Here is a 21,371-nt window from a genome sequence, read left to right as displayed (position 1 = left end):
CACGTCACGCACGCCCTTCCCGCCCAACCTGCACACGGCGTACGAGGAGACCACACGTGGCCCAACGCAACGGACGACGATCCTTACGCGCGGCGCTCGCCGCCCTCACCACCGCCCTGCTGCTGCCCATCGGCGCGGGCGTCGCGGCGGCTGCGCCGGAACCCGGCCCCACCCCCGGCGCGGCCGAGCGCAAGATCGAGCCGAAGCTCCGCGCCCAGCTCGACGACTCGGCCAAGGCCGTCTTCTGGGTGTACCTGGACAGCGCTGCCGACCTCACCGCCGCGGGCGGGCAGCCGACCCGCGCCGCCAAAGCAGAAACGGTTCTGCGGGCCAAGAAGGAGAACGCAGCGCGCAGCCAGGCCGAGCTGATCAAGGCACTGGACGGAGCCAAGGCCGAGTACACCTCGTACTGGATCGTCAATGCCGTCCGCGTCGTCGGCAGCGCGAAGCTCGCCGGCACCCTCGCGCAGCGCCCCGAGGTCTCTCGGATCGACGCCGACGACAAGGTCACCCTCCCCGAACCCGCCGAGGGCCACCGGGAGAAGACCGCTGCCGCTGCCGTCGAGTGGAACGTCGACCAGATCAAGGCTCCTCAGGTGTGGGACCGGCTCGGCGTGCGCGGTGAGGGGATCGTCGTCGCCAACATCGACAGCGGCGTCGACTACACGCACCCGGCCGTGAACGACCAGTACCGCGGCAAGAACGCCAACGGGTCGTACGACCACGCCTACAACTGGTTCGACCCGGCCGGCGTCTGCCCCACCGCGGCCCCCTGCGACAACAACGACCACGGCACCCACACGATGGGCACCATGGTCGGCGACGACGGCGGCGCCAACAAGATCGGTGTGGCCCCCGGAGCCAAGTGGATCGCCGCCAAGGGGTGCGAGACCAACTCCTGCTCCGAGGCCTCCCTCCTGGCTGCCGGCCAGTGGATCGTCGCCCCCACCGACCTGAACGGCCAGAACCCGCGCCCTGACCTCGCCCCGCACGTCGTGAACAACTCCTGGGGCAGCGCGACCCACGACGACTGGTACCAGCAGATCGTCGACGCCTGGCGGGCCGCCGGCATCTTCCCCGCCTTCTCCAACGGGAACGCCGGCCCCGGCTGCGCCACCAGCGGCTCGCCCGGCGACTACGCGAGCTCCTACAGTTCCGGCGCCTTCGACATCAACGGCGCCATCGCACCGTTCTCCTCGCGCGGTGCGGGTCCCGGCGGCATCGTCAAACCGAACATCGCGGCCCCCGGAGTGAACGTCCGCTCCTCGGTCCCCGGCGGCGGATACGAAGCCTTCTCCGGCACCTCCATGGCCTCACCGCACACCGCGGCCACCGTCGCCCTCCTCTGGTCCGCCGCACCCGCCCTCGAAGGCGACGTCACGCAGACCGAGCAGCTCCTGAACGGCACCGCCCAGGACACCGACAACGGACAGTGCGGTGGCAGCGCCGCCGACAACAACGTCTTCGGCGAGGGCAAGCTCGACGCCTTCGCCGCCGTCTCCGGCGCCCCGCGCGGTGCGATCGGCGCACTCGCCGGCACCGTTCGCTCCGGCGGCGCACCGGTCGCGGGCGCCAAGGTCACCGCCGCCGGACCGATCGCACGTACGACGACCACCGCGGCCGACGGCACCTACGCCTTCCGGTCCCTGTCGGTGGGCGCCTACACCCTGACGGCCTCGAAGTTCGGCTACGGCCGGGAGACCGCGACGGCGACGGTGGCCGAGAACACCACCGGCACGGGCGACTTCACCCTCACCCAGGCTCCCTCCGGCACGCTCACCGGCACCGTCGCCTCGGCCGCCGGCCCCGCCGCGGGCGCCACCGTCACCGTCACGGACACCCCGGTGACCGCGACCGCCGACGCCCAGGGCCACTTCGAGGTCACCCTGCCGCACGGCAGCTACGAGGTACGGGCCACCCACTCCTCCCGCTGCGTCACCGCAGGCAGCGCCCGGGCCACCGTCGCCGGTGACACCACGGTGGCGATCACCCTGCCCGAACGCACGGACGGCTACGGCTACGCCTGCTCCACCACGGGCGGCCGCCCGTACGCGGCGGGGGACCGGAAACTCGCCCTGACCGGGGACAACACCACCGAACGCGTCGAGCTCCCCTTCCCGGTCCCGCTGTACGGCAGGACGTACGGCCAGGCCTGGATCGGGACGAACGGCACGGTCAGCTTCGGCGGCAACCACACCGGTGACGTCAACGGGGACATCCCGAGCACGGGCACGCCCAATGCGGCGCTGTACCCGTTCTGGGACGACCTGGTCGTCGGCGCGGCCGGCAGTGGCTCGGGAGTCTTCACCGCGGTGACCGGCAACGCCCCGCACCGGCAGTACGTGATCGAGTGGCGCGAGGTCTCCCACTGGTCGGCGCAGAGCGACACGTTCTCGTTCTCGGCGGCGATCGGCGAGGACGGCACCGTGGCCTACACGTACAAGGGCACGGGAGGCACCGGCATCAAGGGCGGCTCCACGGCCACGGTGGGCGTGGAGAACGCGACGGGTACGGACGCCTTCGCGTACTCCTTCAACACCGCGGTCATCACGGACGGCCTGTCGCTCTCCTTCCGGACCACCAAGAGCGGTGTCGTCGCGGGCCGGGTACTCGACGCGAACGACGGCAACGGCGTGGCGGGAGCCACGGTGACCGTCGGCACCGGCGACACGGCGGTGTCGGCGATCACCGCGGCGGACGGCGGGTACGTCGTCCAGAGTCCGGCCGGTGCGCGGGCGGTGTCCCTCGCCGCCCCGGCGTACGAATCCGCGGCGGTGACCGTGGACGTCAAGGCGGCAGAGGTCACGACGGTGACGCAGGCCCTGCGCACGGGCCGGGTCACCGCCTCCAAGCCGGCGGTGGAGGTCGTCGTCCCCGCGGACCAGAAGCGGACCCGCATCCTCGACCTCACCAACCCGGGCCTCGGCACGGACTTCACGGTGTCCGAGGACGCGGGATGGCTGACGGCCACGCCGGGCACGGGGAACCTCCCGACGGGAGGCAGGACCGCGGTGACCCTGGCCGTGGACACCACGGGCCTGGCCGCCGGGACGGTCCTGACGGCCGATCTGAAGATCACCTCGGCCAGTGGCCGCGCGCCGGTGCTGAGCGTTGCGGTCAAGGTCGTGGTGCCGCGCTACCAGGTGGCCCTGGACGCGGGCTCCGACTACGCCGCCACGGACGCCCTGGGGGACAGCTGGTCCCCGGACCGCGCGTATGCGGCCGGCTCGTACGGCTACCGGGGAAGCTCCTCGGTACGGTCCACCGGCCGCACGATCGCCGGCACGGCTGACCAGAAGCTGTTCCGCAACGCGCGTGAGGGCATGTACGAGTACCGCTTCGACAACGTTCCGAACGGTACGTACACGGTGGAGCTCGGCTTCGCGGAGCTGTCCTCGACGAAACCGAACAAGCGCGTCTTCGACGTCCTGGCCGAGGGCACTCAGGTCCTGCCCTCGCTGGACATCTCGCTGGAGGCGGGCACCTACGAGGCCCTGACGCGGACCTACACGGTCACGGTCACCGACGGAGTGCTCAACGTCCGCTTCGTCACGCACAGCGGCTTCGGCAAGCCCTTGCTGAACAGCCTGCGTGTCACGGACCGGCCCGACAAGAACTAGCGGATCCACTGGGTCCAGCGAGTCCATTGGTTCGGGGCAGGGTGCCCGTCGGGCGCCCTGCCCCGGCCCGTGCCATTCGGGTGGCCGGCGCCGGATCGAGGGCGGCGCACCCGGGAGGGCGGTCCGTTGACGGATAGCGTGGGGGACCATGACGCTGCAGAGCGACCGGTACGACCTGACCGACCGGATCCGGGCCGTGCTGCGGTCCGCGGACCCGGACGCGGTCTGGGCGGTCGGGGGACCCGACGGGGCCCACGCCGGATCGGGCGACGGCCCCGCCCTCGACGTCGGTGACGTGACGGCGGTGCTCGCGCTCTGGCCGGTGATCGGAAGCCTCGTCGCCGAGGAAGCCCTGCACCTGCACACCCCGCTCACGACGTACGGGGCCGAGGCGGCGGCCGGCACCCCGATCGGCACCACGACGCACCACCTGCTCACCCACTGCGCCGGTCCCACGGCCCACTCCGCACTTGCCAGCCTCGCCGAACACCTCACCGGCAGCACCCTCGCCGAGTTGGCCGCCACCCGGATCTGGCGCCCCCTCGGCATGACGGGCACCGGCTTCACCGACGGCGCCCTGTACGCACCCACGGCCGACCTCGTCCGCTTCCTGAGCCATTTGCTCTCCCCGGCGGAGCACCCAATCACCCGTGCCTGGATCACCGAGTCCCTCCGCATCCGCACCGGAGAGCTGACCCCCGCCCGCGGCCTGCTCTGGCACCCAGCCCCCCACGGCACCTGGGTCCATGGCGAAACCGCGGCGGTCTGGGTCTCGCCCCGTCTCCACCGCTGGGCGGTCCTCCTGCCGACCCGCCCCCCGGGCCACCTCCGCACGACCTTCCGCGACGCGGCCTTCGCGCCGACGCCCCTCGCGCCGGAAGGTCCCCGGACGCACCGCTGACCGCAGGCGCACCCGTGTGGTGTTCCGCGGACCGGGACCGGCTCGCCCTTCGGCCGTTCGCGCGCTCGACGGCGGGCCCGGAGCCCGCGGCCGGACGTGCCGGGCGGCGCTCGGAGCGCGCTCGTTCCGAGGCCGACGTACGGTGAGCTCGATGTCACCGACCGTTGGTTTCCGGCTGCGCGCGGAGGTACACGGATGCGCACGCTTCACGAGGCCGCCCTCGACGCGCTCAGGCGCCCGGGCTGGCACGGCCACCGGCGCGTACGGCGTCGGCCCCCGGCGGAAGACGGCGCGGGCCGTCGGGCCGGCGCTCCGGCGCGGACCCCGACGGTGCGGTCCCGGGGAGGCGGTGCGGGCATGACCGACCCCGGTACGACCCAGCCCGCCGTCTCCCGCGGGCAGCCGGCGAGAGCCGGGCGGACCGAGTCCATCCGGTCGGTCGCCGCCCGGGCCCTTCCGTTCCCCTTCCCTTCCTCCTTCCCCTTCCCCCTGCTCGCCCGCGGCCCCGGCGGAGCCCGACCCGCCTTCTCCCCCGAGGCCCTGCGCGTCCTGCGGGCACGCCACGGCGGAGCGCCCGTCCTCGTACGCGGGCTGTCCGGGGCCGTCCTCGTCCTGCTGGACCGTGAGGACCTGCAGCAGTTCTACGCCGAACCCGCCGACGTCCTCGCCCCCGCGCAGCCGGAGCCCGGCGAGACCCACCGGGTGCACCACTCCTGCGCCACGGTCCGCAGCGTCATGGCCGAGGAGGCCCGGCACCTCACCGCCGCCACCACCCTTGACCTGGCCCGCGCCCGCCACTCCGTGGCCCGCGCCGCCCGGCAGATCGTGCTGGGCGAGGCTGCGGCTGCGGGGGACGAGGAACTCACCGGACTGCTCCGCCGGTTGCGCCGGCGCGGCAAGGACCGCGGCGACCCGGCCGCGGCGTGCGCCGACCCCGCCGCCCGGGCCCGGGCCCGGCACTGGCTGCGGGCCGTGGACACCATCCCCGCGACCCTGCTGCGCACCCTGCTCCTGCTCGGCGCCCACCCTGCCGAGCAGGACGCGGTGGCCGCCGAGGCCGCCGGGGGCGGCCCCCCGGGGGAACTGCCCCGGCTGCGTGCGTGCGTACGGGAGTGCCTACGGCTGTATCCGGTCGTGCCCGACCTGGTCCGGGTCACCCGCACCGAGACCGAGTGGCAGGGCGTGCGCCACCCGGCCGGCACGTCCGTCCTGTTGCCCGCCCACTTTCACCAGCGCGACCCGGACCACGTGCCGGCCGCCCACGTCTTCGTACCGGGGCGCTGGAAGACCCCGGGCGCGGACGAGGACGTCCGGATGGCCCCGTTCGGCCACGGCCCCGGCCGCTGCCCGGGCGACGGGCTGAGCCTGCTGATCACCACCGCGCTCTGCGCCGAAGTCCTGCGCCGCCGCCGCATCACGGGCACCCGGCCGGTGCTCGACCCGCCGGGCCCGCTCCCCGTGGCGCTCGACCCGCGCGGCATCCGGCTCACCCTCAGCCGCCGCTGACGTCCCGCCACCCCTCCCCACCGACATCCCGCGAGGATTCCATGTCCGACGCCGCGACCTCCGCGTCCACCGACCCGGACGACGACCTGCTGGGCATCCTGTGCCGCGAGCTCGCCGAGGCCGCCGAGGCAGTCGGCGAAGCGGCCCGCCACGCCTCCGAACTGGCCCTCGGCGCCCGCCTCCCGGCCGCCGCCCTGGGCCGCCGGCGGCTCGCCTGGCGGACCCTGCTGCGCACCCTCACCGACCCCGCGGGTCTGGGCTGGGCGCCCCGTGGTCGGGGTGTCGCCCGGGCCGGCTGGTTCGTCGGGGTCCTCACCGGCCGGGAGAGCCTCGCGGTCAGCCTGGCCGTCTGCGGCCTCAAGGCCCGTATCCGGGCGGCGAGTGCGGACCGTCCCGAGCTGAGGGACGACCCCGACTGCGCGGCGATCCTGCGGGCCGTGGACGAGGACCGGCAGGCCGCGGCCGTCCGCGACTTCCGCCGGCTCGTGCGGGACCAGGGTGCCGAGCGGGCGTTCGGCCTGCTGACCCCCTCCTTCGCCGACCTGTTGGCGTGGAACGCCCTGACCGACGTGAACCCCTTCAACGACCATGCCGGCTGGCAGGTGGCCACCGGTCGGGCCGTGCCCCCCGCACCGCTCCTGGGGCTCGGCGCCGCCGTCCGGGTCCTCTGCGGCCGGGACCGGAACGGGGAACGCAACCGGGCCGGGAAGCGAAAGCGGGACCGCAACGGGGGCGGCCGAAGTCCGGCTGCCGCCCCGCCCACCCCGTACAAGGGCTGCACCCACACGATCGGCCTCGTCGGCACCGGGGGTCTCCTCCTCGTACAGCCCTGGCGCAGCCGGTGAACCCCGCCCCCCGGCCGTGGCTGCGTCCGCAACGGTCGGACCCGGCCGACGGGCTGTGCGGCCACGCAGCCGTCCTGCGCACCCATGCGGTCCGGCTGCGCGCGGCGGCCCAGTTGCTGGACGGGCGGGAGCCGCAGGCCGACGCCTTCCGCGCCGAGGTCGCCGCGCTGGCCGACCGCTGTGCCACCGCCGCGGACGGCCTCGCCGCGGTCGCGGCGCAGCTACAGCAGGAGTGAGAGCAGCAGGACGAAGCCCAGGCCGCACACCGAGATGATGGTCTCCATCACCGACCAGGTCTTGAGGGTCTGTCCGACCGTCATTCCGAAGTACTCCTTGACCAGCCAGAACCCGGCGTCGTTGACGTGGCTGAAGAACAGCGAGCCGGCGCCGATCGCCAGCACCAGCAGCGCCGTCTCCGTGGACGTCATGCCGGCGGCGAGCGGGGCCACCAGACCCGCCGCCGAGATCGTTGCGACCGTTGCCGAGCCCGTGGCGAGGCGGATCGCCACGGCGATCAGCCAGGCCAGCAGCAGCGTCGGAACGGACCAGTCCGTCGACAGCTCCAGGATCATCTGGCCGACGCCCGCGTCGATCAGCGTCTGCTTGAAGCCCCCGCCCGCCCCCACGATCAGCAGGATGCCCGCGATCGGGGCCAGCGACTTCTCCACCGTGGTCGCGAGCCGTGCCCGGGTGAACCCGGCCGCCCGGCCGAGGGTGAACATGCCCACCAGCACGGCCGCGAGCAGTGCGATCAGCGGGGAGCCGGCGATGTCGGTGACCCGCTGCACCTCGTTCTCCCGGTCGTCGACCACGATGTCGACCAGGGCCTTCATCAGCATCAGCGCCACGGGCAGCAGGACGGTGAACACCGTTGCCCCGAACCGGGGGCGGTGCCCGGAGTCCGTCGTCGGCCGCTGCGGGACCGCGTGTTCGGGCGCCGGGATGTCCACCCACCGGGCCGCGTACCGGGAGAACAGCGGCCCGGCGATGACCACGGTCGGGATCGCGACCAGCACGCCGAGGGCGAGGGTGATCCCCAGGTTCGCGTGCAGTGCATCGATCGCGACGAGCGGACCGGGGTGCGGCGGTATCAGTCCGTGCATCACGGACAGGCCGGCGAGTGCAGGGACGCCGATCCGCATGAGCGAGTAGCTGCCGCGCTTGGCCACGAGCAGCACCACGGGTATCAGCAGCACGATGCCGACTTCGAAGAAGAGCGGCAGCCCGATCACCGAGGCGATCAGCACCATGGCCCAGGGCATGGCCCGGCCCTGGGCCTTGGCGAGGATGGTGTCCACGATCTCGTCCGCGCCGCCCGAGTCCGCCAGGAGCCGGCCGAGGACCGCGCCGAGCGCGATGAGGACGCCGACCCCGGCGACCGTGGCGCCCAGCCCGGTGGTGAAGCTGGCCACGGTCTTGTCCAACGGGGCGCCCGCGCAGGCGCCGAGGGCGAGCGAGCCGACCGTCAGTGCCAGGAAGGCATGCAGCTTGAGGCGGGTGATGAGCAGGACGATGACGGCGATGCCCGCGAGGACGGCCACGCCCAGCTGGGCGTTCCCGGCCGAGGTGATCGGAGCGGGGACGGCCGCTGCCAGCATCTCGACGCTGAGATCTGTCACGGTGGGAAGTTCCTTAGCTTTCGTGAGGGGGAGTGGGCCGGTGGTCCGCCGGCAGCGTCGTCAGCGCGGCCAGGGCCCGTTCGGTGATCTCCTCGGGCGATCCGGACACGTCGACGGCGACGCCGAGTTCGTCCTCCTGGAGCGGCTCCAGGGTGGCGAACTGGGAATCCAGCAGGGTGGTGGGCATGAAGTGGCCCGTGCGGGCCGCCATCCGCCGCTCGATCAGCGGGCGTTCGCCGGTCAGGTGCACGAACACGGCATCGGGTGCGGACGTTCGCAGCCGGTCGCGGTAGGCGCGTTTGAGTGCCGAGGAGGCCACCACCGAGCCCCGGTCCGCGGGCCGGGCACCGAGCCACGCGCCGATGGCGTCCAGCCAGGGCCTGCGGTCGGCGTCGTCCAGCGGAATGCCGGCGGACATCTTGGCGACGTTGGCCGGCGGGTGGAACGCGTCGCCCTCCACGTACGGAAGGCCGAGTGCGTCCGCGAGCAGCCTGCCCACGGTCGTCTTGCCCGTGCCGGCCACGCCCATCACCACCAACACGCGCTGGGTGCCGCTCACCTCGTACCTCGCTGTCCTGTTCTGACGTCGGTTCGTGCGCCCTCACTGAAGCGCATTAAGTAATACTTATTCAAGGGGTGCGGCGTGAAACATCACATCTTTTGCTTGTTGAGGGGCCGCCGTACGCTTACGGCATGACGACTGAAGGCCAGGGGCTCCACTCCCACGTGCTGGACACCCTCGGCCTGGCGATCACCGCGGGGGAGCACCCTCCGGGGAGCGTCCTGCGCACCGATGAGATCGCCGAGCGCTTCGACGCCTCGCGCACCGTGGTCCGGGAGGTCGTCCGCGTCCTGGAATCCATGCAACTGGTCGAGTCACGCCGCCGGGTCGGGGTCACCGTGCGCCCCACCGAAGAGTGGAACGTCTACGACCCACGGGTGATCCGCTGGCGCCTCGCCGGCACCGACCGCCCCCGCCAGTTGCGTTCCCTGACCGTGCTGCGCTCCGCGATCGAACCGGTCGCGGCCGGTCTCGCCGCCGCCCGGGCCACCCCCGACCAGTGCGCCGCGCTCACGGAGGCCGCCCTCGGCATGGTCCGCACCTCGCGCGGCCACCAGCTCGACGGCTACTTGCACCACGACGTCGCGTTCCACCGGATCGTGCTGAACGCCTCCGGCAACGAGATGTTCGCGCGCCTCGGCGACGTCGTCGCCGAGGTGCTCACCGGCCGAACCCAGCACGCGGTGATGTTCCACGACCCCGACCCGGCCGCGGTCACCCTCCACGTCCAGGTCGCCGAAGCCGTACGGGAAGGCGATGCGGCCCGTGCAGAGGCACTGACCCGACAGATCGCGGTGGGCGCCCTGGAGGAGCTCGCCGTCCTCGCGCCGACCGAAAACACGACGCAGCCCGCCTCCCCTTGACCGACGGGCCTGCCGTCGGTCCGGACCCGCGGGTTCCTTAGGGCCGGCCGGGCGGTGAAGTCCTCCGGGTCAGGGACCGCCACCTCCTACGCCCCTCTGCCCGCCCCTCACGACCCGACGGCGCGAGCACCCGCGGGACCTGGTGCTCCGTCACCGAGACGCGCAGAAGCACTTCCAGTGGGTCGACGGTCTCGGGGACACCGACGCGTGGCTGGAAGGGACCGTCCCGGGGAAGATTGTCGATTTCGCGGCCGAGGCTGGCGCTTTGGGCGCGGCGGAGCTGCGGGACTACGAGGCGGGCAAACTCATCGCGTTGCTGGCCTGGTGTCCCTCGTCGACTGTCGGCTGGATAGGGTCACGACGTGGGAGGTCCCAAGGACCTGGCCCTGCGCATTGAGCGCCTTTACCTGGAAGTACGGTCCGGGGTTGTTCGTGGTGATGGCTGTCTCGAATCCGGAGCGTGGGGCGCGTCTGACAACGACCGACAGGGAGTGGGGGTCGGTTCCGGCGAGAACCCGCCATGCTCTGGTCTGCGTCGAGCCGTTCCAGGAGGCGTAGACGACGCTGTGTCCGTCGTCGGACCGTGCCGCGGCATTCGGTGGGTAGTACGGCGTGCCGATCCATTCGTTCCGGAACGCTCGGTACGAGATGTTGGAGCCCGGCAGCTTCGCGTCGTAGAGCAGGTTCTGCAAGCCGTTGCCCTGGGTGTTCCCCGCACCCGCGTACTCCGAGTAGTACGGGCTCTGGCCCCATCCGATGAATTTGTTGCCGTTGGAAAGGGCCTGAGTGTTTCCCTGGGTCGGTGACTCCAGCGGCGGCTCGTGGTAGTAGGTCCTGTCCACGGTCGCCTTCCGGCTACGGAAGTCGAGGTTGAGGATCAGGCCGTGCGACACCTGTTCGGGAGCGCCGTCGGGCAGGTCGCAGCAGCCGTCGTCGAACATACTGATCCGGTTTCCCGGCCGAAATCGGGCATCGTGCTGCCAGTAGAAGTCCGCGTTCGGGCCGAAGGTGAAGTCGCTCTTCTTTCCTCCGATCTGATAGCGGATCCTCCCGGTTCTCTTGGTGACGTCGTAGATCGCCCACATGTTCCGGGCCGAGATCAGCAGTCGGCCGTCAGGGCCCTCGTCGATGGAGTTGATGTGAAAGGCATCCCAGACCCCGTCGGACGACGACGCACTGGAGACCGGCTCCTCGGAATCCGCGAGGTCGAGGTGATCCAGTGCGTTCCATGAGAAGAGGAGTCTGCCCGTGGCGAGGTCGACCTCCTGGATTTCGCTGTTCTCGATGGCCCCGTTCTTCGGGCCTCCGTAGGGGGTGAGATCCATGGGCACGGGCTTGGATGCGATGAACAGCGCGGTGCCCCTGCGGGTCAGGGTGAATTCGTGCTCGTCCGGGTAGTAGCCGTGATGCGCGAAGACAGTCTTGAGCAGGCGGTAGTGCCTGTCGTAGATGTAGTAGCACCCGCCCTGTTCGGGCGCACCGGCCGGCAGGTTCGTATAAGCCGGGGGAAGCGCGAGGGTGCCCTGCCACCAGGTCAGCACCGGTTGTCCCCGGTCGCTGCGGCCGTCGTAATAGGTCTGGACCTTGAAGTCGGCGTTCTGGAGGTTCGTGGAGGGCAGTGGGCGGAACCAGACCGGATCGCCGGAGTTGTCGTTGATCAGTGCTCCGGTCTGGCCGACCATCTGGTCCGCGCTGAACGGGGCGACGAAGATGTCTCCGCGAGCCGTCCCCGGTTTGTTCGCGGTCACCTTCACCCGCATGGGGTGAAGGGCCGGATCGGAGACGAAACTCCACACATCGCTGCCCGACAGGATCGGGGGCGGAGTACTTTCCGATGGGGGGAAGGGCTCCGTCGCGCACAGGCGGGCACCCCCTTGCGGGCTCGCTGAGGCCGAGGGCACGCAGCTTGCGATGACACACCCCGCGACGAGCAGGCAGGCCCCGGCAGTACGGCGGGTCCTGCTTTGTGTCCGGCGAACCCGCAGCTCTCGCGTCGCCATTACCGATCTCCTGGACATCCGGGCACCCCCTTCTCCGGTGACGGTGTAAAGCCTTCGAACCCTCTGTCCGGTTCACCCCTCCGACCCGGAATGGCGAAGATCGGGAGTTGTCCCTCGGGTGACGGTAAAGCAGCAAGGGGCCTCTGCGTCGGCCTAAAGCCACTCAAGTAGGCCATTCGGCAGGCACGAACTCACCCGGGTGGCATAGGACAGCACCAACGGAGGAACCGACAGGCGATTCCTCGGCGACGCCGACACCAGATCCGGCACAGCAACCCGAATGCCGCACCGAACCGGCCCTCGGCAAGCGCGGGCCCCTCTTGCCGTATACGTTCACTAACTGATGGGCACGTGGCCTCGCCGTTTTGAGCTTGCGGACTGGAACGCTTCGGCGCGTTGCAGCAGGCATCGTGTGGAGAGAATACGGAAAGCGGAGTAGCAGGTATGACCGACGCAGCCAGACGCATTTCTCCGCCAGGGAGGTCCCCCCGCGCCGGTCGCTCGAAGGGGCCGGAAGGGCGGGGATTTCGCCGGAGGTCGCTCTTCCACGGGGGTAGAGCGTGCGCGGCTGCGCTGCTGACCGCGCTCCTCATCAGTGGGTTCGTCGCTCCCTCGGAAGGCCCAGGCGTCCCGTCCGGTGGCGCAGGAAACGGCGACGTGGTGGGTACTCCCACCTCTCTGCGTAACGTGCCCCGGGACATCTCCACCGTGGCCAACGGCGAATTGATCGTCTACCGCATGCCAGGGATGCATGGGAAGCAGATCAATGCGACGGCCATGCTGTTCACTCCCAAGAAGGCACCTCCGGCTAAGGGCTGGCCGCTTCTCGTGTGGGGACACGGAACCACCGGATGGGCACGGCACTGCGCCCCCAGCGTGCAACTCCAGGAACACGGCAAGTGGGCTGACGGCCCGAACTCCGCACTGCTGGCGTCCGTCCTGGAGATGGGCATCGCCGTGGTCGCGCCGGACTACGAGGGGCTGGGGCCGCCGTCCGCGGGCGTCAGAACGGGGCACGGCTACTACGACCTGCCCAGCGAGGGCTACTCCATGATCTATGCCGCGGTCGCCGCACAGCGATACCTCGGCGCCAGACTGTCCGGGCAGTGGGCCCCGGCGGGATGGTCGGAAGGCGGCTTTGCAGCGCTTGCCGCCGCCTACTACTCCGCCTCGGCCACCAAGGCGGACCCCGCCCTGGAGTACCGGGGCACCATTACCCTCGCCCCCGTGCCGGACGTTCCCGCCATGAACAAGATCCTGTGGCAGGACATCAACAACGCCTCTCAGTCCGGGCTCCCCCCGACGGATCACCAGATCAGCCAGCTGGTCTTCGCCAACGCGGAAACCATCTACTTCACGAAGACCGAACGCTACGCGGGCTACGACGTCGACCCGAGACAGGTCTACGGCCCAAACATGCTCCGGTTCTACCGTCAGGACTGGCAGGCCTGCATCGACGACCTGAATGCCGCCGTCAGGAAAGACATCCAAAGCTATCTCAGCGCCTCTGCGTCCCACCGCCTGAACACCTATCCGGGGGTTCGCGGAGACAGCCCCAACTCGCTTCCGGAGATCAGACGATTCTTCGGACAGAACCAGGGCAAGCTCGAAAGCTCGACCCTTCCGGGCTCGGTCCTGTGGCTGTATGGGACGGATGACATCACCAGCCCCAACAACGTCACCTACAACGTCGTCAACAAGATGCTGACCAACGGAAACGACATCAACCTCTCGGTCCTGCAAGGGGCAGGCCACTATGACGTCCCCGTCGTCAGCCAGCCGCTGCTCCAGGCCCGCCTGAAACAACTCTTCGCGCTGGGGTGATGACGAGCCGGGCCCAGGTTTGGGAGTCGCTGATGTCGCGGGCGTCGGGCACAGAGCGGGCGAGGCGGTCGAGCTTGGGCACCACGAGCGTGTCGCCAGCGCGCCGGAGGCCGGAGCCTGGTCCAGTCCGGGGTGGTTGCAATAGGTACCGGTCAGTCCGCGGTCGAGGTAGATCCGGCCTTCGGGGACGCCGAGGCCGATCAGGATCTCCCGCTGGTCAGTGAGGTCCTGGGCGTCGGTCGAGCAGGGGGCATAGCCCGTGGACAGTCCGTACCTCGGCTGACCCTCTCTAAGAGCCATCCGGAAGGCCGGCGAAGTAGGCGGCGGCCATGTCCTGCGCGCCGTGGCCCCGCGCCGCGGCGCGGTGGAGCCGGGCTGCGGTGGCCCGGGCCAGGTCGACCGCCACGCCCGCCCGGTCCGCCGCCTCGGCAATCAGGGCGGTGTCCTTCTCGGCGCTGTGCACCGTGAAGCTGGGGGCGAAGTCCCGTTCCAGCACGGCCTTCATCTTCGCCTGGAGGTACGGGTTGTCCATCGGCCCGCCGGTCAACGCCTGCGCGAACAGCTCCGGGTCCACCCCGAGGCCCTCCGCCAGGGCGAGGGCCTCGCCGACCGCCGCCGTCATGGTGATCGCGTATCCGACCGTGGTCAGCTTCAGGCGGGTTGCCGCCCCCGCCTCCTCCCCGGCCCGGAGCGTCTTGGCGCCCACCGCCGCGAACACCGGGTCCAGCCGCGGATCGGCCGGTCCGGCGGCCAGTACCACCAGCGTCCCGGCCTCCGCGGGCTGCCGGGTCCCCTGCACCGGGGCGTCAACGAAGACCAGCCCGTGGTCCCGCGCGAAACCGGCCAGCTCCTGGAGCGCGACCACGCCGACCGTGCTCATCTGCGCCCACACCTGGCCCGCGCGCAGCCCCGGTGCGGCAGCGGCCATCGCCTGCGCCACGGCAGCGCCGTCCGTCAACACGGTCAGGACCACATCGGCCCCGGCGACCGCCTCGGCCGGGCTGTCCGCGACGAGCGCACCCTCGGCGGCCAGCGGCTCGGCCTTCTCCCGGGTACGGTTCCACACCCGCAGTCCGAGGCCGGCCCGCAGGAGGTTCCGGGCCATCCCCGAGCCCATGATCCCGGTGCCCAACAGTGCGACGGTGCCCACGGCGTCACTCCCCTTCCGGAAACGTCCAGCCCGTCCGTCCGTCCGTCCGACCGTCCGTCCGACGGTCCGGTCAGTTTCCGGTGGTCGGCGTGCGCGGCGTCGTCTGCTGGACCGCCCAGCCGTTGCCGTCGGGGTCGGAGAAGTAGACGAACGAGCCCCAGGGCATGTCCTGGACCTCCGTCACCTCGATGCCGCGGCCGCGCAGGTCTTCGTACGCCTCCTCGATGTCGGCGACGACGACCTGCATGTTGTCGAGCGACCCCGGGGCCATCCGGGTGAGGCCCTTGCCCAGCGCGATCGAGCACGCGGACCCCGGCGGCGTCAGCTGAACGAAGCGGATGTCCTCGCTCACCGTGACGTCGTGGTCGGCATGGAAGCCGATCCGCTCGTAGAAGGCCTTGGCCCGGTCGACGTCGGTGACGGGGACGGCGACCAGCTCCAGCTTGATGTCCATCGATTGCTCCACGTGCTCCACGGTCGGCAGCGGCCCCGACGCACGGGGGCCTTCCGGCATCATGCGCCCACGGCCGGTACCGCGCCGCCCGAGGCGTCGGCCGGGGTCCCGGCCGAGCCGTCGTGCGCTGCGAACTGGGTCCGGTACAACTCCTCGTACCGTCCGCCCGCCGCCAGCAGCTCGGTGTGCGTACCGCGCTCCACGATCCGGCCGTCCTCGACCACCAGGATCAGGTCGGCCGCCTGTACGGTCGACAGCCGGTGCGCGATCACCACGGCGGTCCGGCCCGCCAGGGCCTCGCCCAGGGCCTCCTGCACCGCCGCCTCCGAGGTGGAGTCCAGGTGCGCCGTCGCCTCGTCCAGGATCACCACCCGCTGCCGGGCCAGCAGCAGCCGCGCGATGGTCAGCCGCTGCCGCTCGCCGCCCGAGAGGCGGTAGCCGCGCTCGCCGACGACCGTGTCCAGGCCGTCCGGCAGGGAGGCGACCAGCCCGTCCAGCCGGGAGCGGCGCAGGGCCTCCCAGATCTCCTCCTCGCCCGCCTCCGGCCGGGCCAGCAGCAGGTTCGACCGCACCGACTCGTGGAAGAGGTGCCCGTCCTGGGTGACCATGCCGAGCGTCTCGCGGATCGAGTCGGCCGTGAGGTCCCGTACGTCGACCCCGCCGAGGCGGACGGCGCCCGCATCGGCGTCGTACAGCCGCGGGAGCAACTGCGCGATGGTCGACTTGCCGGCGCCGGAGGAGCCGACCAGGGCGATCATCTGCCCGGGCTCGGCGCGGAACGAGACCTCGTGCAGGACCTGCGTGCCGCCCCGGGCATCGAGGGTCGCCACTTCCTCCAGCGAGGCCAGCGAGACCTTGTCGGGGGAGGGGTAGCCGAAGGAGACCCGGTCGAACTCCACCGCCACCGGCCCGTCCGGAACCCGGCGGGCGTCCGGCTTCTGTGCGATGAGCGGCTTCAGGTCGAGGATCTCGAAGACCCGCTCGAAGCTGACCATGGCGCTCATCACCTCGACGCGGGCGCCGGCGAGGGCGGTCAGCGGGGCGTAGAGCCGGGTCAGGAGCAGGGCGAGGGCGACGACGTTCCCGGCGTCCAGGGTCCCGCGCAGGGCGTAGTAGCCGCCGAGTCCGTAGACGAGCGCGAGGGCGAGGGCCGAGACCAGGGTGAGCGCGGTGATGAAGGCCGACTGGGCCATTGCCGTACGGATTCCGATGTCCCGTACGCGCGCCGCGCGGGCCGCGAACTCGGCGGACTCGTCGGCGGGCCGCCCGAAGAGTTTGACGAGGGTGGCACCCGGGGCGGAGAAACGCTCCGTCATCTGCGTGCCCATGGCCGCGTTCAGTGCCGAGGCCTCGCGCTGCATGGCGGCCATCCGGGCTCCCATCCGGCGCGCCGGCAGCACGAACACCGGGAGGAGGACCAGGGCCAGCAGGGTGATCTGCCAGGAGATGCTCAGCATCACGGCCAGCGTCAGCAGCAGGGTCACCGTATTGGCGACGACACCCGACAGGGTGTTGCTGAACGCCCGCTGGGCGCCGATGACGTCGTTGTTGAGCCGGCTGACCAGGGCGCCGGTCCGGGTCCGGGTGAAGAAGGCCACCGGCATCCGCTGCACGTGGTCGAAGACGGCCGTCCGCAAGTCCAGGATCAGCCCCTCCCCGAGGGTGGCCGACAACTTGCGGGTGAGCAGCCCGAGCCCCGCTTCCGTGATCGCGATCAGTGCGATGAGGAGGGCCAGTCGGGTGACCGCAGCGCTGTCCCGGCCGTCCACGATGGCGGTGACGATCCGGCTCGCGAGCACCGGGGTGGCCACCGCGAGCAGCGCGGTCACCACGCTGAGCAGCAGGAACAGTACGAGCCCGCGGCGGTGCGGTCGGGCGAAGGCGGCGACCCGGCGGACGCCGGCCCGCGAGAGCGGGCGCCGGTCCTGCTGGGCGTTCATCGCGCTGTGCAGCGATGTCCAAGCGGTGACTTCCATGTCCATGGCAGGAACCGTACGACCTCAACTAAAGTTGAGGTCAATGTCTTGGCCGGATCGGTACCGAACTCCCGCCCGTACGAGGGACATTCGCACCCCTCGTGGGCTGTCAGTGGGCGGTGCCATCATCGGAAGATGACGCCGGAACGGACATCAGGATCGCAGCCGAAGCCACAGCACGGGCCGGGTTCCGACCGCTCGGGACGCGGGGCCACCGACTCCGTCCTGCACCTCTTCGAGCAGTGGGCGCGGGAGACTCCGCAGGCACCCGCCGTCCATGCCGGCCCGGACCTCCTCAGCTACGGCCAACTCGACGCGCGCGCCGACCGATGGGCGCACCATCTGCTCGCCGACGGGCTGCCACCCGGCGGCGTCGTGGCCATCGGGACCGCCCGGCCGGCCGAACTCGTCATCGCCCTCCTCGCCGTCCTCAAGGCCGGCGGGGCCTACTCCCTCCTCGACGTCGCGACCCCGCGCACCGGGCAGCGGCAGCTCTCCGCCCTCACCCCCCACGTCCTGCTCACCGACGCCGCGCAGCACGCCCGGCTGGACGGCGGCGGCAGCCTGCGGGTGATCCGCCTCGACACGGAGGCGGCTGCGATCACCGACCGGCCCACCGAGCCCCCGGAACGACCCGCCCCCGGTGCGGTGGCCGCCGTGCTGTTCACAGGAGCCTCGGTCCCGCGCGCGGTTCCCGTCGACCACGCCCGGCTGCTCGCCGCCCATGACGCCTGGGCCGAGGTCACCCGACCGACCCCCGAGGACCGTCACCTGATCACCTCCGGGCAGGACGTCACGGCATTCGCCGCCGGGTGGACCCGGGCCCTGTGCTCGGGCGGCTCCCTGGTCCTGCCCGAATGCTTGCCCTGGACCCCGGAAGGGATCCGTCGGGCGGTCGGGGCCGAGCGGGTCGATGTGCTCCACACCGACCCGGCCGGCGCGACCCGACTGCTCACGGGCGGGGCGGGCGGGGCGGGCGGCGCCAGCAGGCCCGGCCGCACCGGACCCGAGCTGGCCGCGAGGTCGTTGCGGCTCGTCACGGTCACCGGAGACCGGCTCTTCCTCGACGAACAGGCCGCACTGCAGGGCAGGCTACGGACCGGCACCCGGCTGCTCAACGTCTACGGACTCACCGAGACGGCAGGAGTCGGCACCTGGTTCGAACTGTCCCACCTGCCGGGCCCGTTGGACGACCTTGAGCAGCACTGCCTGATCGGTGCCCCCTTCCCCGGCTGTCACGTGGACCTGCGCGAAGGGCAGCTGCACCTCACCCCGCCCGACGGCGGCGACGCGCTCCCCACCGGCGACCTCGGGGAGCTCCGCCCGGACGGGCTGCTGGAGTTCGCGGGCCGGATCCGCGATCGGATCACGGTGGACGGCGGCGTGCTGGACCCGCACTCCGTCGAAGCTGCCGTCCGGGGCCACCGGGACATAGGCGCCGCGATCGTGGCCGAGGTCCCGGACGGCGGCGGCACCGGCAGGAGCGGCAGCCGTAGGGGCACGAGGCGACTGGTGGCGTACCTGGCCCCGCCCGCCGACGCGGCGTCCTGGCCGCCGAGCGCCGACCTGCCGGGCATCGAGCAGCTCCGTGACCACCTCGCGGGCAAGGTGCTCCGGGACCAGACCCCGCACGCCGTGGTCCGGTTGCGCGCCCTGCCCCGCAACCGTGCGGGTCAGGAGGACCGGGACGCCCTGCCGCAGCCGGTGCTCCTGGCACCGCCGGACCGGCAGGAGGCCGCCCGCGGCGCCGGCAAGTACACGGCCGCGCGGGACGGCACGTACCGCACCTCGTGCGGCTACGGCTGCGGCGCCCTACTGCTGGCCGTCGCCGGCCTGTTCTTCCTCGTCCTCTCGAAAGCCCTCTGGCCGGGCTCGACCGACCTCACCGGTGTCCCCGATCCGTGGTCGTACCTCTTCTTCGTCCTCTACCTCTTCGAGGGAGCGGCCTTCGCGGGCGGCCTGCTGTTCCTCGTGTTCGGCCGTCCCCCGATGCTGCGCCAGGGCCGCGGTCGCGGCCTCACGACGGCCGCGCACCTGGCGGTGGTCTACCTGCTCGTCGCCTGGTGGCCGCAGGACAATGCGTACCGGCTGGCGGCCAAGCAGGACTGGCCCCTGCAGGCCGCCCTCGTCTACACGTTCAACATCCCCCTGATGATCGCGGCCGCCCTGGTGGTGCGCTACGTCACCCGGAAGCCGGCCTCGCCCTTCGACTTCGACGACTGACCCCAGACGAACGCCGTCCCCACGGCGAGCGCCTCTTCCCGAACCAGCGCCTCGGCCGCGTCCAGCGTCGCTCTGTCGTGCGCGGCCACCAGCACACCCAGCCAGGGTGCCGGATCGAAGGCGCCGGTCGGGATCGCCGGCAGGAACACCGCCCCGAGTTCCGCGCACCCCCGCGACAGCGTCTCGCACAGTCCGTCGAGGGCGGCCTCGGGCAACCGGGCCCCCAACTCCACCCGGTCCACGATCCGTACGAGATGGCCCGCGCCGCGCAGTGCGTCGAGCCGGGCCGCCACCATGAAGGCGATGGACGGCCCCGTGAGGCGCAGGTTGGTCTCGGTCGGTGCCAGACGCCCCGCACCGTCGCAGACGAAGTCCACGTCGAACCAGCCCCGGTAGCCGGCGGCGGCCAGTTCCCGGCCCACCGACGTCCCGAAGGCGAGCAGCGGTTCCTCCGCCCAGGCCGGCACCACCCCGGGGCCCACCGTCGCGCCGCGGTACCCGGAGTCCGCCACGTCCATCACCGCTCCGCCGACCTCGTGCAGCCGGCCCTCCTCGTCCACGAACCCGTCGTACGTCAGGTCCCGCGGATCGCCGGGTGCCGTCGGACCGGACACGTACTCCTCCACCAGCAGCGGCCCGCGCGGGAGCCCGCGCAACACCGCGCGGGCCCCGCCCTCCGCCCGGACCCGGGCGGCGGTCACCACCGTGGTGCCCGAACCCCCCACGCCGTGCTCCGATTTGAGAACGCTGCTCTGACCCGCCCGGGCCCTGGAAGCGAGCAGTCGGGCCGCCGCCCGCCGGGTGGCCGCCGGCCACTGGGCGGGGAGCACGATCCGGGGATGCCCGCCACCCGCCAGGATCCGTTCGAACAGGCCGTGCGCCGCGGACTTCGACTCGTAGCGCAACGCGCGGGGCCGCCACGGCTGCCCGGCGAGCCGCGCGAAGGGCTCCGTCCGCCCCCACGGCACGAGGGGCAGCTCGGCTGCGGCCAGCCGACCGGCCAGTACCGGTCTGGCCCGGACGGCGTCCGACAGGCCGGGACCCGGTCCCGCCAGACCGTCGTACACCTCCACGCCCGCCCACTCCACGGTGCGGCAGACCCGCTCGATCCAGCTCCGCGGCACCGGCCGCGGCAGCACCAGCGCGCCCGGCCACGGGCTGTAGAAGGCGGCCAGGCAGGCGTAGTGGTGCGCGGCCCGCTGCTCGCGGTCGAGCGTCGCGTCGGCGAACTGCACGTTGTACTCGGCGACGTTGCCCACATGCACGGCCGGTCCGCCACCGGTCCACGCAACCGCCCAGTCGGCGAGCCGCGCGGGAGCTGCCTCGAACCGCACCAGACCCGCGGGGACGGGGACGCGGCCACCAGGGGCGTCGGCCCGTCCGGACGGCGCCGGCGTCAGTGCGCCCATCGCCCGGTAGAACCCCGCCGCATGCGGATCGGAGTCGATCAGCAGCCGGCGGAACCCCAGTGCGGCTGCCCGGACCAACACATCGCGGTACAGCCGCCGCCCCACGCCCCGCCCGATGGCCTCCGGCTCCACGAACAGCAACCCCAGCCGCGCCACCGGCGGCGCGCCCTCCAGGGAGGCGAGCCCCAGAATCCGGCCACCCGGGGACTCTTCGGCCACCACGATGCGTCGACCCGCCACCTCCTCGGCGCGGATGCCGAGTTCCTCCGCACACGAGGCCAGGAACTGCACGTCGTACCCCCAGTACGCTTTGGAGCGCAGCACCAGAGCGGTCAGCGCCTCCGCCTCCGCACCGTCGGCCCGCGCCGCCCTGAGCTTTACCATTCCCTGACCTCCCCATGGCCTGTCGCAAGACCGTG

15 protein-coding genes are annotated in these 21,371 nt (G+C 72.0%); 8 read left to right on the top strand and 7 right to left on the bottom strand.

Annotated features, from left to right (window positions below):
- Positions 1 to 56 precede the first annotated feature (56 nt).
- The 5 genes from ABZZ20_RS20510 to ABZZ20_RS20490 all read left to right on the top strand — a co-directional run bounded on the left by ABZZ20_RS20510 (position 57) and on the right by ABZZ20_RS20490 (position 7,108).
- Complete coding sequence (locus ABZZ20_RS20510; RefSeq protein ID WP_356871447.1) at positions 57 to 3,620, top strand: S8 family serine peptidase; 3,564 nt, start codon at positions 57 to 59, stop codon at positions 3,618 to 3,620.
- Positions 3,621 to 3,768: 148 nt separating this feature from the next.
- Complete coding sequence (locus ABZZ20_RS20505; protein WP_356871445.1) at positions 3,769 to 4,521, top strand: hypothetical protein; 753 nt, start codon at positions 3,769 to 3,771, stop codon at positions 4,519 to 4,521.
- Between the two features lie 195 nt (positions 4,522 to 4,716).
- Positions 4,717 to 6,027, top strand: a complete 1,311-nt coding sequence (locus tag ABZZ20_RS20500; protein WP_356871443.1) for a cytochrome P450 — start codon at positions 4,717 to 4,719, stop codon at positions 6,025 to 6,027.
- 41 nt (positions 6,028 to 6,068) lie between these two features.
- Positions 6,069 to 6,872: a hypothetical protein gene (locus ABZZ20_RS20495; protein WP_356871441.1), complete on the top strand. Its 804-nt coding sequence runs from the start codon at positions 6,069 to 6,071 to the stop codon at positions 6,870 to 6,872.
- Positions 6,869 to 7,108 carry a hypothetical protein gene (locus ABZZ20_RS20490; protein ID WP_356871439.1) on the top strand — a complete coding sequence of 80 codons (240 nt, stop codon included), beginning with the start codon at positions 6,869 to 6,871 and terminating at the stop codon, positions 7,106 to 7,108. Before ABZZ20_RS20495 ends, ABZZ20_RS20490 begins: the two co-directional genes overlap by 4 nt.
- On the opposite strand, the gene ABZZ20_RS20485 is transcribed toward ABZZ20_RS20490, so the two are convergent.
- Both ABZZ20_RS20485 and ABZZ20_RS20480 read right to left on the bottom strand, forming a co-directional pair.
- Complete coding sequence (locus ABZZ20_RS20485) at positions 7,094 to 8,491, bottom strand: gluconate:H+ symporter (RefSeq protein WP_356871437.1); 1,398 nt, start codon at positions 8,489 to 8,491, stop codon at positions 7,094 to 7,096. The genes ABZZ20_RS20490 and ABZZ20_RS20485 overlap by 15 nt on opposite strands.
- Before the next feature lie 13 nt (positions 8,492 to 8,504).
- A complete protein-coding gene (locus tag ABZZ20_RS20480; protein WP_356871594.1) occupies positions 8,505 to 9,020 on the bottom strand; it encodes a gluconokinase in 516 nt (171 codons plus the stop codon).
- A gap of 164 nt (positions 9,021 to 9,184) precedes the next feature.
- On the opposite strand from ABZZ20_RS20480, the gene ABZZ20_RS20475 reads away from it, so the two are divergent.
- Positions 9,185 to 9,916, top strand: a complete 732-nt coding sequence (locus tag ABZZ20_RS20475) for an FCD domain-containing protein (RefSeq protein WP_356871435.1) — start codon at positions 9,185 to 9,187, stop codon at positions 9,914 to 9,916.
- Positions 9,917 to 10,221: 305 nt separating this feature from the next.
- Here ABZZ20_RS20475 and ABZZ20_RS20470 read toward each other — a convergent pair whose 3' ends face one another.
- Complete coding sequence (locus ABZZ20_RS20470) at positions 10,222 to 11,676, bottom strand: arylsulfotransferase family protein (RefSeq protein WP_356871433.1); 1,455 nt, start codon at positions 11,674 to 11,676, stop codon at positions 10,222 to 10,224.
- Positions 11,677 to 12,603: 927 nt separating this feature from the next.
- Here ABZZ20_RS20470 and ABZZ20_RS20465 point away from each other — a divergent pair.
- Complete coding sequence (locus ABZZ20_RS20465; RefSeq protein ID WP_356871431.1) at positions 12,604 to 13,740, top strand: hypothetical protein; 1,137 nt, start codon at positions 12,604 to 12,606, stop codon at positions 13,738 to 13,740.
- A gap of 289 nt (positions 13,741 to 14,029) precedes the next feature.
- Here the strand turns inward: ABZZ20_RS20465 and ABZZ20_RS20460 are convergent, their stop codons facing one another.
- From ABZZ20_RS20460 to ABZZ20_RS20450, 3 genes are all read right to left on the bottom strand, one after another.
- Positions 14,030 to 14,890, bottom strand: a complete 861-nt coding sequence (locus tag ABZZ20_RS20460) for an NAD(P)-dependent oxidoreductase (protein WP_356871429.1) — start codon at positions 14,888 to 14,890, stop codon at positions 14,030 to 14,032.
- Positions 14,891 to 14,960: 70 nt separating this feature from the next.
- Positions 14,961 to 15,344: a VOC family protein gene (locus ABZZ20_RS20455; RefSeq protein ID WP_356871427.1), complete on the bottom strand. Its 384-nt coding sequence runs from the start codon at positions 15,342 to 15,344 to the stop codon at positions 14,961 to 14,963.
- Between the two features lie 59 nt (positions 15,345 to 15,403).
- On the bottom strand, positions 15,404 to 17,326 hold the full coding sequence (locus ABZZ20_RS20450) for an ABC transporter ATP-binding protein (protein ID WP_356871425.1): 1,923 nt from the start codon (positions 17,324 to 17,326) through the stop codon (positions 15,404 to 15,406).
- 129 nt (positions 17,327 to 17,455) lie between these two features.
- Between ABZZ20_RS20450 and ABZZ20_RS20445 the strand changes: the two genes are divergently transcribed.
- The gene (locus ABZZ20_RS20445) at positions 17,456 to 19,543 is read left to right on the top strand and encodes an AMP-binding protein (protein ID WP_356871423.1); all 2,088 of its coding nucleotides are present in this window, start codon (positions 17,456 to 17,458) and stop codon (positions 19,541 to 19,543) included.
- On the opposite strand, the gene ABZZ20_RS20440 is transcribed toward ABZZ20_RS20445, so the two are convergent.
- Positions 19,498 to 21,336: a GNAT family N-acetyltransferase gene (locus ABZZ20_RS20440; protein WP_356871421.1), complete on the bottom strand. Its 1,839-nt coding sequence runs from the start codon at positions 21,334 to 21,336 to the stop codon at positions 19,498 to 19,500. The genes ABZZ20_RS20445 and ABZZ20_RS20440 overlap by 46 nt on opposite strands.
- Between the last annotated feature and the right edge of the window lie 35 nt (positions 21,337 to 21,371).

Origin of the sequence: Streptomyces sp. NPDC006430 (genome assembly GCF_040612395.1) — a bacterium.
Lineage (GTDB): Bacteria > Actinomycetota > Actinomycetes > Streptomycetales > Streptomycetaceae > Streptomyces.
Note: the sequence above shows the minus strand (reverse complement) of the source record. Positions and strands in the feature narration are given on the sequence as shown.

Bases quoted from the DNA above. Each gene is read 5' to 3' on its own strand.
- ABZZ20_RS20445 (WP_356871423.1), top strand. From the start codon at position 17,456: ATGACGCCGGAACGGACATCAGGATCGCAGCCGAAGCCACAGCACGGG.
- ABZZ20_RS20440 (WP_356871421.1), bottom strand. From the start codon at position 21,336: ATGGTAAAGCTCAGGGCGGCGCGGGCCGACGGTGCGGAGGCGGAGGCG.
- ABZZ20_RS20450 (WP_356871425.1), bottom strand. From the start codon at position 17,326: ATGGACATGGAAGTCACCGCTTGGACATCGCTGCACAGCGCGATGAAC.
- ABZZ20_RS20495 (WP_356871441.1), top strand. From the start codon at position 6,069: ATGTCCGACGCCGCGACCTCCGCGTCCACCGACCCGGACGACGACCTG.
- ABZZ20_RS20455 (WP_356871427.1), bottom strand. From the start codon at position 15,344: ATGGACATCAAGCTGGAGCTGGTCGCCGTCCCCGTCACCGACGTCGAC.
- ABZZ20_RS20475 (WP_356871435.1), top strand. From the start codon at position 9,185: ATGACGACTGAAGGCCAGGGGCTCCACTCCCACGTGCTGGACACCCTC.
- ABZZ20_RS20470 (WP_356871433.1), bottom strand. From the start codon at position 11,676: ATGCGGGTGAAGGTGACCGCGAACAAACCGGGGACGGCTCGCGGAGAC.
- ABZZ20_RS20505 (WP_356871445.1), top strand. From the start codon at position 3,769: ATGACGCTGCAGAGCGACCGGTACGACCTGACCGACCGGATCCGGGCC.
- ABZZ20_RS20480 (WP_356871594.1), bottom strand. From the start codon at position 9,020: ATGGGCGTGGCCGGCACGGGCAAGACGACCGTGGGCAGGCTGCTCGCG.
- ABZZ20_RS20500 (WP_356871443.1), top strand. From the start codon at position 4,717: ATGCGCACGCTTCACGAGGCCGCCCTCGACGCGCTCAGGCGCCCGGGC.